The organism is Mucilaginibacter sp. R-33 (genome assembly GCF_049949235.1).
Classification (GTDB): Bacteria; Bacteroidota; Bacteroidia; order Sphingobacteriales; family Sphingobacteriaceae; genus Mucilaginibacter.
In genome coordinates this window covers 4676311-4691686 of sequence record NZ_CP188089.1, presented here as the reverse complement: position 1 = coordinate 4691686, position 15376 = coordinate 4676311, and the positions used below count along the sequence as shown (strand labels likewise).

Annotated in this window: 10 protein-coding genes; 7 read left to right on the top strand and 3 right to left on the bottom strand. The window is 42.5% G+C overall.

Annotation, left to right across the window (positions count from 1 at the left end; translation table 11 throughout):
* The first annotated feature begins 7 nt into the window (after positions 1-7).
* A complete protein-coding gene (locus tag ACP26M_RS19225) occupies positions 8-742 on the top strand; it encodes an acyl-CoA desaturase (RefSeq protein ID WP_090534794.1) in 735 nt (244 codons plus the stop codon).
* Positions 743-907: 165 nt separating this feature from the next.
* Positions 908-2164 carry a pyridoxal phosphate-dependent aminotransferase gene (locus tag ACP26M_RS19220; RefSeq protein WP_426582398.1) on the top strand — a complete coding sequence of 419 codons (1257 nt, stop codon included), beginning with the start codon at positions 908-910 and terminating at the stop codon, positions 2162-2164.
* 142 nt (positions 2165-2306) lie between these two features.
* On the opposite strand, the gene ACP26M_RS19215 is transcribed toward ACP26M_RS19220, so the two are convergent.
* Complete coding sequence (locus tag ACP26M_RS19215; protein ID WP_426582396.1) at positions 2307-5201, bottom strand: DEAD/DEAH box helicase; 2895 nt, start codon at positions 5199-5201, stop codon at positions 2307-2309.
* Between the two features lie 411 nt (positions 5202-5612).
* Between ACP26M_RS19215 and ACP26M_RS19210 the strand changes: the two genes are divergently transcribed.
* Positions 5613-6830: a M57 family metalloprotease gene (locus ACP26M_RS19210; protein ID WP_426582394.1), complete on the top strand. Its 1218-nt coding sequence runs from the start codon at positions 5613-5615 to the stop codon at positions 6828-6830.
* Between the two features lie 249 nt (positions 6831-7079).
* Here the strand turns inward: ACP26M_RS19210 and ACP26M_RS19205 are convergent, their stop codons facing one another.
* A complete protein-coding gene (locus tag ACP26M_RS19205) occupies positions 7080-9533 on the bottom strand; it encodes a PIG-L family deacetylase (protein ID WP_426582392.1) in 2454 nt (817 codons plus the stop codon).
* A gap of 263 nt (positions 9534-9796) precedes the next feature.
* Here ACP26M_RS19205 and ACP26M_RS19200 point away from each other — a divergent pair, with 263 nt between their 5' ends.
* Genes ACP26M_RS19200 through ACP26M_RS19185 form a run of 4 tightly spaced genes read left to right on the top strand, consistent with a single transcriptional unit; the run spans position 9797 to position 14419 of the window.
* Positions 9797-10444, top strand: a complete 648-nt coding sequence (locus tag ACP26M_RS19200; RefSeq protein ID WP_426582390.1) for a TetR/AcrR family transcriptional regulator — start codon at positions 9797-9799, stop codon at positions 10442-10444.
* Positions 10428-11792, top strand: a complete 1365-nt coding sequence (locus tag ACP26M_RS19195; protein WP_426582388.1) for a TolC family protein — start codon at positions 10428-10430, stop codon at positions 11790-11792. The genes ACP26M_RS19200 and ACP26M_RS19195 overlap by 17 nt, the downstream gene beginning before the upstream one ends.
* A 22-nt stretch (positions 11793-11814) precedes the next feature.
* Complete coding sequence (locus ACP26M_RS19190) at positions 11815-12870, top strand: HlyD family secretion protein (protein ID WP_091173137.1); 1056 nt, start codon at positions 11815-11817, stop codon at positions 12868-12870.
* A gap of 4 nt (positions 12871-12874) precedes the next feature.
* A complete protein-coding gene (locus tag ACP26M_RS19185) occupies positions 12875-14419 on the top strand; it encodes a DHA2 family efflux MFS transporter permease subunit (protein ID WP_090535020.1) in 1545 nt (514 codons plus the stop codon).
* A 255-nt stretch (positions 14420-14674) separates the two neighbouring features.
* On the opposite strand, the gene ACP26M_RS19180 is transcribed toward ACP26M_RS19185, so the two are convergent.
* Complete coding sequence (locus ACP26M_RS19180) at positions 14675-15259, bottom strand: carboxymuconolactone decarboxylase family protein (protein WP_426582385.1); 585 nt, start codon at positions 15257-15259, stop codon at positions 14675-14677.
* Positions 15260-15376: the final 117 nt, after the last annotated feature.

Genomic DNA, 15376 nt, shown 5'->3' with positions numbered 1-15376 from the left:
CAATTCAATGGTTATTATCATATTTTTCATAGCGCATTGGTTTCTGTCGCTATTTTTTCAAACGTTCTTTCTGCACAGGTACGCGTCTCACAAAATGTTTACAACCAATAAGTTTTACGAGGGGACTTTTTACCTGCTCACCTATATTTGCCAGGGATCATCGTTCCTGAACCCAAGAGCTTATGCCATTATGCACCGCGAACACCATGCATATAGCGATACCGAAAAAGACCCGCATTCGCCTCATTTTTTTAAGGATGTTTTCCAGATGATGGTATATACGGCTAAAAGCTACAGGCTGCATGTAAGGAAGCTGAAGGAGCCCGAAGAGCGCTTTAAGGGTAATATCCCTGAATGGCGTTTTGTTGATTTTATTGGCTCATCAATGGTATCACGCATCTCATTTGGTGTTTTATACATTTTATTTTACGTGGAGTTTGCTACAGCATGGTGGATGTTCCTGTTGATCCCTATCCACTTTTTAATGGGGCCAATACATGGTGCTATTGTTAACTGGTGCGGTCATAAATACGGTTATCAAAACTTTGATAACGGTGATAAATCAAAAAACACAACCCCGTTCGATTTTCTGATGCTGGGCGAACTATTCCAAAACAATCACCACAAACATCCGAACAAAGCCAATTTTGGCGCTAAGTGGTTTGAGATAGACCCGGTTTACCCCGTAATGAAACTCATGCACTGGATGCGGATCATTAAACTGCGTAAAGCGTATCTTTAAGCTGAAAGCTTAAAGCCACAAAATAAAAGACAAGGCCTAACGCCGGGAGCTAAAAAGCTTTCAGCTTTAGGCCTTGTCTTTTTAGCTCTGAGTTTTGCTTTAAGCTTTCAGCCTTCGGCTTTCAGCTTCTTTCCCTATCTTTGCCGCTTATAAATACATAAATCCATGAGTGTTTCTTTATTAGCTCAAAATTTGCATGGCTCGGAGATCATTAAGATTGCGGGCGAGATCAACGAATTAAAACGACAAGGCCAGAATATCGCCAACCTTACCATTGGCGATTTCGATTCCAATATTTATCCTATTCCAACTCCTCTAAAGGAAAAGATTATTGACGCCTATAATCATAATCAAACCAACTACCCGGCTGCTGATGGTATGCTTGATCTGCGCCAGAGTGTAAGTGGCTTTTTGAAAAGAAGTTTAGGTCTTGACTATGCGCCCAACCAAATCCTGATTTCGGGTGGTTCGCGCCCGCTGATCTATTCTATATTTTTGGCGGTAGTTAACCCCGGCGAAAAAGTGGTTTTCCCTGCACCATCATGGAACAATAACCACTACAGTGATCTATTGAATGCTGATGCGGTAATTATTCCTACCTCCCCAGACAACAATTTTATGCCTACTGCAGATGATATCCGTCCGCATTTAAAGGGAGCGGCTTTATTGGCGTTATGCTCGCCTTTAAATCCTACCGGTACCATGTTCAGCAAAAAAGACCTGGAAGAGATCTGTGATCTTGTAATTGCGGAAAACAAGAGCCGCGCGGTCGGTGAGAAACCACTGTATTTGTTATACGATCAGATCTACTCACAATTAACTTTTGGCGAGCACAAACACTACGATCCGGTAACACTTCGTCCGGAGTTAAAAGATTACACCATTTTCGTTGATGGCGGTTCAAAATGTTTTGCAGCAACTGGTGTACGTGTAGGCTGGGGTTTCGGGCCAGAGCTGGTTATCGAAAATATGAAAGCCATTGTAGGCCACATGGGTGCCTGGTCGCCCAAGCCTGAACAGATGGCTATGGCCAAATTTTTAACCGATGAGGCTGATGTAAACAATTACCTTACCGATTTAAAAGAAAAGATCCAGGCAAGCCTAACTGCCCTGCACGAAGGTTTCCAGGAAATGAAAGCCAGCGGTTTAAATGTAGACTCGATTGAACCAATGGGCGCTATCTATCTTACACTTAAAATAGATTACAGCGGCAAAACTACTCCCGATGGCAAAGTGCTAAGAGATTCGGCAGATATTAACTTTTATTTGATTAAAGAAGCAGGAGCCGCATTTGTTCCATTCTCCGCCTTTGGTACAGGTGATGAAGTGAACTGGTTCAGGGCATCGGTTGGTGCAACCCCGCTTCATGAAATTGAGGCCTTGATACCAAGGGTGAAAGCGGCGCTGAGCAAGTTAAAATAGTTCAAGTACTCCTTCTACTTCTTGCGCTCGTTATAAACGAGCGCAAGAGTTTGTTGAAAAACGAAAAAGCGATGAGCATTAATTACTCATCGCTTTTTCTTTTAAAGCCCTCGCCCTTTAGGGGAGGGTTTGGGAAAGGCATTTACCCCAATATTTCCTTAATATCCTCTGCCGTAAGGGATTTAATAAAGCTTTCTTCGGTAGTGATCAACGCCCTTGACAGGCTGAGTTTGCGCTGCTGCAGGGCCAGGATCTTTTCTTCAACCGAATCTTTGGTGATGAATTTATAAATGAAAACGTTTTTGGTTTGCCCGATACGATGTGTGCGGTCAATGGCCTGCTGCTCAACAGCCGGGTTCCACCATGGATCGAGAATGAACACATAATCGGCTTCGGTAAGATTAAGGCCTACGCCGCCGGCTTTTATCGAGATCAGGAATACACGCGTTTTTTCATCTTCCTGGAACTGCTTAACTACATCACCGCGGTTTTGGGTACTGCCGTCAAGATATACATAAGGGATGCCAACCCGATCAAAATGATCGCGGTAAATGCTAAGTTGTTTTACAAACTGCGAAAATATGAGCACTTTATGGCCACCATCGAGTACGTTATTCAGCGTATGAACCACGTCCTCAAACTTGCCACTATCGCCCTCATAATCTTTATCAATCATGATAGGGTGGTTGGCAATTTGCCTTAGCTTAATGAGCCCCTGTAATACCTGGATCTGCGTTTTGGCAAAAGTACCATCCTCCAAACTTTTCAATAGCTCGTTCCGGTATTCAGATTTGATCTCTTCATAAACAGATAATTGCTCTTCGGTCATCTGCGAATAGAAAAGGTTTTCCGTTTTAGGTGGAAGTTCTGTTGCTACCTGTTCCTTGGTACGGCGTAACACAAAAGGCTTAATAAGGGCCTGTAATTTTCGGGCCTTATCTTCATCCTTTTTCTTTTCTATCGGCGCTACAAACTCGTTTTGGAAAAACTGTTGCGCGCCCAATAAACCAGGATTAATGAACGACATCTGAGTCCACAAATCGTTAACCGAATTTTCTACCGGGGTACCGCTCAATATCAGCTTAAAACGAGATTTAAGTTGCTTAACCGCCTGGTATGATTTTGATGAAGGGTTTTTAATATTCTGGCTTTCATCCAATATCACGTAGTCAAAAAAGAAATCTTTAAACATTTCGATATCGATACGGCTGATGCCATAAGTGGTGATCACCACGTCGTAGTTGGCAAAAACATCAGCATTTCGGTAACGCATGGTTCCCGTGTGTACCATCAACCTAAGCTGCGGAGCAAATTTACGGGCTTCGTTAAGCCAGTTATATATCAGCGAGGTAGGCATGATCACCAGCGAAGTGGCTTTGCTTCCAGCCTCTTCCGTATCTTCCTTGTGCTTTTGCAGCAGCGATAAAGTTTGGATGGTCTTACCCAGGCCCATATCATCGGCAAGGCAGCCGCCAAAATGATATTGCTTTAAAAAGTGGAACCAGTTATAGCCAGCCTTTTGATATGGCCGTAAATTGCCTTCAAAGTTAACAGGCATCGGAGCATCCTCAAGCTCATCAAAATTAGTCAGCTTTTGCAGTTTGCGGGTCATGGTAACGCTGGCCATTTCGCCTTCGGCAAGATCTGTAACGAGGCCAATGTGATGACGGCGTAGTTTAAGTTCATTACTGCCCTCGGTAAAATGCAGCAAATTACCATATTGTGAAAACCATTGTTCGGGAATTACCGCAATTTCGCCCGATGGCAGGGTAAACTCCTTTTTATGGTTAAGGATATGGTTTTTTAACTGGATAAAAGGGATTCGGTAGGGGCCAAAGCTTACCATGGCGTTAATATCAAACCAGTCGTTATTTTCGGTTACTACCAGTTCTATTTTACTGCTGCCAAATACGTAGCGTTTTTGTCCTTCAGGCTGTTCCAGTTCAAAGCCCTGTTCAATAAGCTGGTCGTGATGCTGGTTAAGCCATTCAAAAACGGAGAACGAGCGGTCGTCATCATCATCATGGCCGGCAACTTCGAGGTTTTGGAACAATGAGGAAGCTATTTTAAGCCCCAATTGTTCAAGCTGGTGCATTTTGCCCTTTTCCCAGGTGGTTGAGCGTTTAATACGATGGAATAGGTAATCATCGCCGTTTTTTTCCATCCGTACCGAGATGTGCCTGCCATCGCCGTAAGGAAAAATGTAGCCGGCATATTTAAAAGAAAGCTGTAATTGCGAAGTGCCGCCTTCAATATAAATAGGCTTAAGTACAGGGCAGGCATCATACTTTTCGGTATTGATGGTAAAGCCTTCGGCGTAAACATTATGCTTTTCTATAAGCGGGGCAACAAATTTTTCAAAGTATGATTGTTCTGACGATTTTGGTATGGCGATGAATCGCTTGTTCAGGAAGGGCTGTAGTTTTTTACCTTCAATTTCCTTATCGAAATAATACAGGGTGTCGTCAAGAAGCATCCAGGCCGGGTGATTGCAAATGATCTCGGCATTTTTAAACATGAACTCAATGCGCATGCCCTGGTATTTGATGGTAGGGAAATACCTGATCTCTTCTTCACTACGTCTGAAATGAAATAACACCGATGCCGCCTCGGTAGCCAGCTGAAGTTTGCGTTCGCCCGGATAACCTTCTTTACTCATCTGGTATACCTGTTTGCCGCAAAGTAATGATAACGCTTCAGCTATCCGTTTCTCCAGTTTTGGGCGAATCATATCAAACATCTGCTCGTTGAAGATCTTGGAGAAAAACTCGAACGGGCGGATTGGTTTTTTATAATACCTTTTGATCACGTTGCCCTGTTCCATCTCCTCCAGCAGTTTGATCAGCCTGATATCAGTATCATCCAAAAACTCGCAAAACTCCTTAGCTGTATTGGAAAATAAACGCTGATGGGTTAATGAAAATTCACCATTTGGATTGAGCTGAACAATGTGAGGCTCAATAACATACGACAGGTAGTCATGCTTGGCAATGGCATAAATAATTTGGCATGGTTTGGAACTGTCGACGCGTAACATGTGCTTCAGGGTAAAAAATTATTTGAAGCTACATCAAGAAAAAATTCAAACGTAAATAGAATTTACTGTAATTGAAAGAGTTTTATATTAAAAAATTGTTAATAAAGTAAAATTGACACATTGTTGATAACATATGTAGTGTTTTTGACGGGTTGAAAAGGTTTGGGATTAAAACAGATTTACCACAGCTGTAAAACGTTGAGTTCAGTCAAAGGGGAAGCTCGTCTTCTTAGAATCCTTTGAGCTCAGGTTCATAATATTGATATTTAATACCTTGATTATTTATAATAGTGTTATTTATTATTATAGGGTTTCGTTTGGTTAGTTTTTATTTAATAAAAAATTAAATTATTGTAATAAATATAATTAATAATATTATTTTTGACTTAAACTTAAATACATAAATCACAAATGAAAAACCAAAACCTCAAACTCGCATTTATTGCGTTTACCACATTGCTATCGTTTAATTCCTGCAAAAAAGCAATTTATGATTTAGCACCTGCGGATAAAGAAAAAAACAGCACCAGTGCCTTGGATTACATTAAATCATTGGGTTTCCACGATTCTGATATTAAGGATATCGGTACCGACTACTTGGTGGACGGTGATATGTTGTTTTCAAAGAAGACCGTTGTTGCAACAACAAATGGTAACGCCTCGAAAATTAAGACAGATCAATACGGTGCGCAAAATTACCTGGGTTTAAACACTAACGTAGTGATCAATATTGATGCTTCTATGAGCGCGTATACTGCCGAAATTAACGCGGCCATTGCACAATGGAATGGTATTCCGAACTGCAGGGTGAAATTTTCTGTAGGCAGTTCTTACAATGTTACGATAATGGCAAATAATAATATTGGTGGAGCTTGCGGGCAGTCTTATTTCCCGATAAACGGACAGCCTGGTTTTATAATCTACATAAGCCCAGCTGCGATTTCGGGAAATTCATTTGATCAAAGACAACGAACAATAGCGCATGAATTAGGTCACAGTATCGGTCTTAGGCATACCAACTGGTTTTTAAACGAACCTCAGAATGGAACAGCACCTAACAGCGCCCATTACAGTGCCACTCATATTCTTGGTACACCTACTGAAGCCGATCCGGTTTCGTTAATGAATGGCAATGAGTGCGGTACCGGGGCAACAGTGCTTTCGAACTATGATAAAATTGCTGTACAATTTCTTTACCCGCTAAACCCGCCGGTAGCAGGCACATCACCCGTTTTCAGATATTATAACGGCGGCTCGTCCGATCACTTTTACACTACGGATTATAATGAATTGGCTCAGGGAAATAACACAGGGTATATATTTGAGGGAGTCGGCTTCTTTGCCTTCACTACCCAGGTAGCCGGTACAGAGCCTGTATATCGTTATTATAGTTCCTCTGCTGTTGATCACTTTTATACAAGGAATGCGACCACTCCTGGTGGTTACATCAAAGAAAGGGTAGCCTTTTATGCCTATCCCAGCCAGGCAAATAGTTCGGTGCCAGTTTATCGCTATTATCACGGAGGTACACCTGCCGAAATTGACCATTTCTACACTAAAAATCAAAACGAATTTTATTGGGGTGCAGGCGGATATGCCTATGAAGATGTGCCGTTTTACGCTTATTAATTATGGCTAAAGAAACCAAAGCGGTCTCTTTAAGAGGCCGTTTTGGTTTTATAGTTATTTTAATGCTTTACATATCTTCGCTCCTTTTTCTCCAGAGCCATCCACATTTGTCACCCTGTTTATAGGTTTACAGGGTAATATCCCACTCAGTACGATTTACCCAGTTTGGCGCACTGAAGTTATTGTTTCTTCAGGGGCTCTCATAGAGAATCCTTTTGGCTTCGCCAAGTAAACACGCTGTTTATCAGGTTATTTTGGTTTGCTCAACAAGTTAATGAACAACCTGTAGGCTCCAGGGACACCGGCTGGCAACTCCCTGAAAAACGCCAGGGAAGTGTATATAAACCTGCCCTTACCATAATCGCCAACTATAAGTGATCCGTTAAGTGGTTCTTCGCCTTTATCGTGCATTTGGAGAATGGGTTTATATTGCGGATCGATATTGCTTACATAGTATAAACCACGTTCCTGGATCCAGCCGTTGAAATCGTCATTAGTTATTTTGTTGGGGTAATTCAGCACGGGGTTTTGCGGATCTAAGATAGTTATCTCGGCATTTTCATCAGTAACCCTCTTGTTTACTACGGTAAACGGATACGGGCCTATTTGTTTTACCACGATGCCGTTGTTGTTATTGTATTGTACTACCAGGTTGCCGCCGTTCTTTACATATGCCATTAATTTCGATTGCTGATAAGCAAGTCGCTCGTTCACATTGTAGGCACGTACGCCGGTTACAATGGCATCATAACCTGAAAGATCACCGTTCATTACCTCATTTTCGCTTAGTATGTGTACTTCGTAGCCTACCTGGCGCAAAGCTTCAGGCATCTGGTCGCCGGCACCGGCAATGTAACCTATTTTTCGGCCGTTATGTTTAAGATCGAGGTAAACGAGTTTTGTTTGTGCCGGCGGAAATAGGGTAATAGCTGGTACGTGATCATACCTGATACGGCGAAGGCTAAGTGAAAATGGTTGGCCGTTAGCGTTAACCACCGCTTCCAGATCGGTAGTCTTAGTTTTAGTATCAGTTGGGGTAACCGTAAATGCTACCGACCATTCCTCATTTTTTTCCTTACCGATAAAGTCAATTTTTTCAGGACTTATTTTCCAGCCGGGAACAGGTTTCAGGCTGATGGTACCACTTGCTTTGGTAAAACTTTTCAGGTTTACTAATACCGTTTGTACCTGCTGTGTACTGAAAATATAATCCTTGCCTTCGATATTGGCAGTTACCGGCGGCGTAATTTCAATAGGCTGATAAACCTCGCCCCTTACCGGATCAACGTATTTATATATTATGCGGCGGTCAATATTAATAGGCTTCCCCTCAATAATAAACTGGAAAGTAATTTTGGGCAGATCGAGGTTCTCAGGATTGCCGGCCAACGTGTTATCGGCCAAAGTGTAAACACCAATGGGGTGCGGGGCTGCAAGCCAGTACGGCTGCGTTAACATAGATGCGGCGGCAGTAGTTTCAAAAGTTTGCAGTTGATTAAATGGTATCTCCTTGCTTTGCAATGCTAATGCGCTATCGTTAGCATCAATGCTGTTTATCTTAACACGATAGTTAAACCTGTTGATCACCTGTGCACGTATGCTCATTTTATCGCCCAAAGCATATGTTGGCTCTGCTGCGTAAGCTTCAAACCAAAGACCGGCACAAGCTGTAATCAGGTTGTTCAGCTCTTTGGCTTTTTGTTCGCGCCAGTAGTTATCCGATATTTTCTCCACTTTCGTCAGTAATTGTACCAATGCCGGTACTGATTTTTCGGGCGCGTCACTAATAAAGTTCCGGCTGATAACACCTGTTAACGTTGAGATAGCGTCGCCATCTTTAACGCGCTTCCAGGTGGTATTAACGCCATCCATGAGGTCGTTTTGCGGGGCATCGCCCAAAATAGTTTTAAAAAATTCGTATGATTCGCCACGTTGTTTGGCCGAACCAAAACCCTGCGTTTTGTGATTGCTACGGCTTTCGGCAGCTATTTCACCATAACCTTTACCCAGGATGGTATTATAAACCCCAACATTGATCTTAAACTGATCGGCCGAGGTAGTATTAATATTGCCAAAACTAAAAGTGTTCCACATCAGGCGTTTGGCCTGCCATGGTTTTACATATTTTAACTGCTCCGGATAACGGTTTGGATCGGCGGCGGCTATAAAAGCTTCCTGCGCTAATATAGCCGAAGAGGTATGATGCCCATGGCCCCCCTCGCCGGTTGTTGGGAAGCGGCAAATGATTACATCCGGCCTGAATTTGCGGATCACCCAAACTACATCGCCCAATACTTTTTCCTTATCCCAGATCTTTAGCGTTTCTTCCGGCCCTTTTGAAAAACCAAAATCATTGGCCCGGGTAAAAAACTGTTCGGCGCCATCAACCCGGCGGGCAGCCAGCAATTCCTGCGTACGTATCAAACCAAGCAGTTCACTTTGCTCATTGCCTATCAGGTTTTGTCCGCCATCGCCTCGGGTGAGCGACAGGTAACCGGTGCGATAATGTTTTTCCTGCGCCAGGTAGGCCAGCAGGCGGGTGTTTTCATCATCGGGATGGGCAGCCACATATAATACACTGCCAAGCACATCAAGTTTTTTAAGGTTTTGCTGAATAGTGCCGAGATCGGTAGGTGGGTTGGTTTGGGCCTTTGAAAAAACAGTTGCAAACAGGAATACTGCAATGAGGTGGATACGCTTCATAGCAACAAATATATTGAAAGATAGATATTCTGTATTTCCTGTATCAATAATATAACAAAACCATTACGGTGACCATCAATCTGTTAAAGTTTTTAATGATAAATATTAAATGTTTTAACAAACACTTTTGATTTTTACAATTTTTTCAAGCATTGTCAAACAAATCTGTCATTCGATGGTAATCTTAATCAACTGATTAACTTTTTCTGCTTCAATTCGATACGCTTAATCAATCGTTTGATTAATTTTGTGCCGTTAAAACAATGGAAAAAGATAAAATAGATAAAAAAGACCACATCCTCGACGTGGCCGAAAAGGTATTCGCGGACCTGGGTTATGACGGAGCCTCCACCCGTACCATATCGGGCGAAGCCGGGGTAAACATGGCTATGCTCAATTACTATTTTGGATCAAAAGAAGGGCTTTTCCTGGCTGTTTTTGAACGCAAGATCAATTCGTTCCGTACGCTGCTGCAAAATATTAACAGCGATGGCAGCATGAATGCCTGGGATAAACTGGATAAATGTGTCGACAATTACGTTGAACGCATCATAGCCAACAACTGTTTTCAAAAACTCATTAACAGGGAAGTGTCCATGAATAAACGTGGCGACCTTACCGATAAGATCATCGAAATACTGATGGTAAATGTATATGAGGTAAAAAGGATTATGGAAGAAGGCGTAAACAGCGGCTTGTTTCATACAGATGCCGATATAGCACTGGTAATAGCTACCCTTTTTGGTACAAAAAATTATATAGTTAACATGCCGCAGCTATCATCATTAATACTGGGACATGATATTCGTGATGAAAAGTTTATGGAGAATGAACTGAAACCACGTGTTAAAACATACATGAAAAGACTTTTAAAAGCTTATTTAGTTAAAGAACATGACAACTCAAAATAACAAAACCAACCACCTTAAGCTATTAAAGCAGGTGTTACGGCCCGTTTTACGCGGTAGTATCGCCCTCATAGTTTTGAGCCTGCCTTTTGCTGCCAGCGCACAAGACAGGACAATTACACTTGACGAAGCCATTAAACTCGGCCTTGAAAACAGCAAAACTTTAAAACTATCAAATTCGAAAGTTGAGCAAGCTGTTTCTCAATATAATCAGGCAAAAGACGAAGCATTGCCAACAGGTAAAGTAAGTTATGGCTACAATCGTGCCCAGATCCCGGCCAACAGGCTGGCCCTGGGTTCTGAAAGCATTAACCTGCCATCACATGCCGATGCGTATTTAGGGATCCTGAGCTTAAACCAAACCATATTTGGCGGTAATAAATTGAAATATGCCCGCCAATCTACCGATCTGCTCACCCAGGTTTCCCGCCTTGATGTTGAAAATGATAAAGACGAGGTAGTTTATGATATCATCAGTTCGTACTATAACCTTTACAAAGTGCTGCAAAGCAAAAAGGTGGTAGCTCAAAACCTTGCTACTGTTGATGTACAAATTAAACAGGCACAGCGTTTTTTTGAACAGGGTTTGGTAACCAAAAACGATGTGCTGCGCTTTCAATTACAACGCTCAAACATCGAGGTTAACGGTGTCGACCTGGAAACTAACCGTCGTATCATCAACTACAATCTTAATGTGTTGTTAGGTTTACCGGAAGGGACACAGCTAAACATCGACCAGATCACCGAAGCCGACAGGCAGGTATCTCCGTTAACTGCTTACCTTAATACAGCAATGGCCGCCCGCCCTGAGTTTAAACAATTTGCTTTACGCAGTCGCGTTGCTGAAACCAATACTAAAAGCATTAAAGCTAATAACCTGCCAACGGTAGGCGCATCGGCTGCTGCTTATTATGTTGATGTAAGCGCCAACCCGATACCTAAAAGCGGTAATTTTATCACCCCTATATCTGTAGGATTAACCGTATCATGGAACTTCAGCTCCCTTTGGACCAACAAGAACAAAGTTACCGAGGCTAAGATCCAGGAGCAGCAGGTTGAGATCAACAAAGGCATCACTACCGACAGAATAAAAAATGAAGTTAACCAAAGCTACCAAAGCTATACCCAGGCGCTTGAAAAGGTTAAACTTTTACAAACCTCTATTGATCAGGCTGGTGAAAACAACAAGATTCTCGAATCAAAATACAAAAGCAATATAGCATCTGCAACCGATAGGGCCGATGCCGAAACCTTGCTTTACCAGGCACAGATCAATTTAGAATTGGCTAAAGCCGATGCTGGTCTCGCTTACTATACACTATTAAAATCAACAGGAAAAATCAACAAATAACAATACCAAACCTTTAAATAAAATGGCAAAGGAACAAGAAACACCGGAACAACCGAAAAAGAAAAACAAAGTTATCCCCATCATATTAGGCATTGTACTTATTGGCGGCGTAATTTTCGGTATAAAAGAATACATCTACTTTAGCAAACACATTGATACTGATGATGCCCAGATCGACGGTGATATCAGCCCTGTAGTTGCCCGCGTTGGCGGATATGTTGACTCAATTTATTTTGAAGAAAACACCCATGTTAATGTAGGTCAGCCACTGGTTAAAATTGATGACCGCGATTATAAGGTAAAATTAGAGCAGGCTCAGGCTGCACAAGTTGGGGCAAGCGCAGGCATTAATGTAAACCAATCGCAAATTTTTGCTAACGAAGCAAACTCTGCAAGTGCAAAAGCCCAGGTTTCATCAAATCTGGCCCATTTAGAAAAAGTACAGAAAGATTACGACCGTTACGCCAACCTGGTAAAAGACGGGTCAGTAACCCAGCAGCAATTTGACCAGGCTAAGGCCGATTTGGATGTAGCAAAAGCTAATTACAGGGCATCGCAGGATCAGTACAAAGCTGCTGTTCAGCAAATTGGTACAACCCGCAGCCAGTTGGCTGTTACCCACACGGGTGTATCACAAAGGCAGGTTGATATTGATTATGCAAAGCTGCAATTGAGTTACACGCTGGTGAAATCTCCGGCAAGCGGCTTAGCCTCTAAAAAGAATGTACAGTTAGGTCAGCTGGTACAGGCTGGTCAAACTTTGTTTTCAATAGTGAATGATAACAGCCTTTACATTACCGCTAATTACAAAGAGACACAGCTTACCAATATCAAAAATGGTTTAAAAGTTGAAATTGAAGTTGACGCTTATCCAGACATGAAGCTGGAAGGACAGGTTTACAATTTTTCGCCTGCTACAGGTGCCAAATTCTCCCTGTTGCCTCCGGATAATGCTACCGGTAACTTCGTAAAAGTTGTACAGCGTGTGCCTGTAAAAATTAAAATCAACGGCACTAAAGAAGAGCTTGCAAAATTACGCCCTGGTATGAGCGTAAACGTATCTGTAATTAAAGAATAACATTATGGCTGAAACTGGCTTTAAAAAGTGGATCATCACCATTACGGTGATCACAGCCTCATTACTGGAGCTGATAGATACCACTATCGTTAACGTAGCGTTGCCTCACATACAAGGTAACCTTGGCGCAACCCTTGAGGATGTGGCCTGGGTAGTTACCGGGTATGCGGTAGCAAACGTGATCATATTGCCCATGTCGGGTTGGCTGGGCGGCCGTTTTGGGCGTAAAAATTATTTCATGGCATCTATCATCGTGTTTACCATCGTATCCTTTTTATGTGGTAACGCGCACAGCATGGATGAGCTGGTATTGTTCAGGATTATTCAGGGTATAGCCGGCGGTGGTCTGATTTCGACAGCCCAGGCCATATTACTTGAAACCTGGCCCCGTGAGCAGATAGGTACTGCAACCGCGCTATTTGGTTTGGGAGCGGTAGTAGGTCCAACTGTAGGCCCAACCATTGGCGGCTGGATAGTTGAAAACTACTCATGGCCCTGGATCTTTTACGTAAATATCCCGGTGGGGGCGCTGGCGGCGTTTTGTACGTACACCTTCGTGCGGGAAACACCCAAGGATGCCAAAGGCAAACCTGTTGACTGGTGGGGTATTATCTTGCTGGCTATTGCAGTAGGCAGCTTACAAACCGTACTTGAAAAAGGTGAAAGTGAAGACTGGTTTGCTAAGCCATACATCCTGGTTTTAACTATATCGGCTGTATTAGGTACCATATTATTCATTTGGCGTGAGATGAGTACCGAGCACCCGATTGTAAACTTCAGCATTCTGCGGCACCGAAGTTTTGCTGTGGGCATGTTCACATCCTTTATACTCGGGTTTGGTTTGTATGGATCGGTGTTTGTGTTCCCGGTGTTTTGTCAAAACCTGCTCGGCTTTAACGCCCAGCAAACAGGCGAGCTGTTGTTTCCCGGTGGTTTGTGTACCATTGTAATGATGCCGTTTATAGGCAAAATGCTGAATAAGGGCATACCAGCCCAGTTTATGGCTACTGCGGGCATGTTCCTTTTTTATGTATTTACACATATGTTAAGCAATTCGACACTGGCTACCGGCGAAAAGGATGTGTTAATACCGTTATTAATCCGTGGTGTGGGTATGGCTTTATTGTTCGTGCCGCTTACTACGTTGGCCATGGCTGATTTGAAAGGTCCTGAACTGGGCCAGGGATCGGGCTTGAACAATATGATGCGCCAGTTGGGCGGTTCGTTCGGGATTGCTACATTAACCACCCTCATCCATATACGCCAGGGTGTGCACCGCAATAATCTGCTTGTAAATATCAATCCGTATAACAATCCGTTTAATGACCGTTTACACATGCTTACCCAAGGATTTATGGCCAAAGGCAAATCAATGATTGATGCTACCCATATGGCATATCAGGCTATCGAAGGTATGGTTACCAGGCAAACATTGTTGTTAACGTATGACGATGCTTATTGGATATCGGGATTGGTGATGTTATTTTCGATACCGTTGCTTTATCTTCAGCCGTTCAAAAAGCTGAAAGCTGTTGCGGATTCGCACTAAAACAATAAAAGCCGTTCCACTATTACCGGAACGGCTTTCCCCAAAAAAAATTAACAATTAAAATTTAAGTAACTCCTCCCGCATAAACAACATATTTGAATATTGCGACCGGGGTTTGTTTAATCTTAAGGTATAAATTTACTGGATTTTAATTAATAAACGCAAATTTTATTGGGCAATAAAATACTATTTATGAAAAAGGCATGAAATTTTATTATTTCATGCCTTTTTCATTGTTAAAATAAGTTAAGCTTGTTAAAATATAACTTTACCTGTAGCGGTAACTAATGATGCTATACGTACGGCATCAAAAATACGCTCCTCGGTGGTGCCTAATTTTATAAGCGAATCCTCATGTGCGTTTACACACATTTCGCAACCGTTAACAGCCGATACAGCTAAGCTGGCCAGTTCAAAAAATTCTTTACCGGTTACCGGTTTCATCATGAGTTGCATACGGATTCGTGCCGGGATCTGGGTGTACTTTTCCTTTTGGGTAAAGTGCCTGAAACGGTAAAACACATTGTTTGATGCCAATAAGGAAGCACAGCCTACAGCTTCGCCAATTTCGGCATCAGTAGCCTCCTGTTCTTTAGCGTATGTAGTAAAGAAGTTGGTAAGCGGTACGTTGTTATTGTTTACAGCAGTAGCCAAACCAAGCAGGGCGCATTCTTTGTTGGTTAGATGTGCTGAGGTAAGTGTGCTGGTAAAGTTCAGCTTCAGGTCGCGCAGGTAACGTGATTCGCCAGTTTCTAAAAGGCTCAGGCTGGCTGTGCGATAGTTTTTATCTAATCCGATACTTTCGAGTATCTCCTGGATCACTTCAGTGCTTTCGTTCATTTTTTGGGTGATTTTCTTATTGTAGAGACGCATAATGCGTCTCCCAGTTGCAAATTAAGGAGGTTAAACACCTTGCAAAGTGGCTTGTCCTACGGAGACGTAATTATGCGTCTCTAC

Coding starts and splice junctions, on each gene's coding strand:
- ACP26M_RS19205 (WP_426582392.1), bottom strand. CDS start 9,533: ATGAAGCGTATCCACCTCATTGCAGTATTCCTGTTTGCAACTGTTTTT.
- ACP26M_RS19185 (WP_090535020.1), top strand. CDS start 12,875: ATGGCTGAAACTGGCTTTAAAAAGTGGATCATCACCATTACGGTGATC.
- ACP26M_RS19200 (WP_426582390.1), top strand. CDS start 9,797: ATGGAAAAAGATAAAATAGATAAAAAAGACCACATCCTCGACGTGGCC.
- ACP26M_RS19210 (WP_426582394.1), top strand. CDS start 5,613: ATGAAAAACCAAAACCTCAAACTCGCATTTATTGCGTTTACCACATTG.
- ACP26M_RS19225 (WP_090534794.1), top strand. CDS start 8: ATGGTTATTATCATATTTTTCATAGCGCATTGGTTTCTGTCGCTATTT.
- ACP26M_RS19215 (WP_426582396.1), bottom strand. CDS start 5,201: ATGTTACGCGTCGACAGTTCCAAACCATGCCAAATTATTTATGCCATT.
- ACP26M_RS19190 (WP_091173137.1), top strand. CDS start 11,815: ATGGCAAAGGAACAAGAAACACCGGAACAACCGAAAAAGAAAAACAAA.
- ACP26M_RS19180 (WP_426582385.1), bottom strand. CDS start 15,259: ATGAACGAAAGCACTGAAGTGATCCAGGAGATACTCGAAAGTATCGGA.
- ACP26M_RS19220 (WP_426582398.1), top strand. CDS start 908: ATGAGTGTTTCTTTATTAGCTCAAAATTTGCATGGCTCGGAGATCATT.
- ACP26M_RS19195 (WP_426582388.1), top strand. CDS start 10,428: ATGACAACTCAAAATAACAAAACCAACCACCTTAAGCTATTAAAGCAG.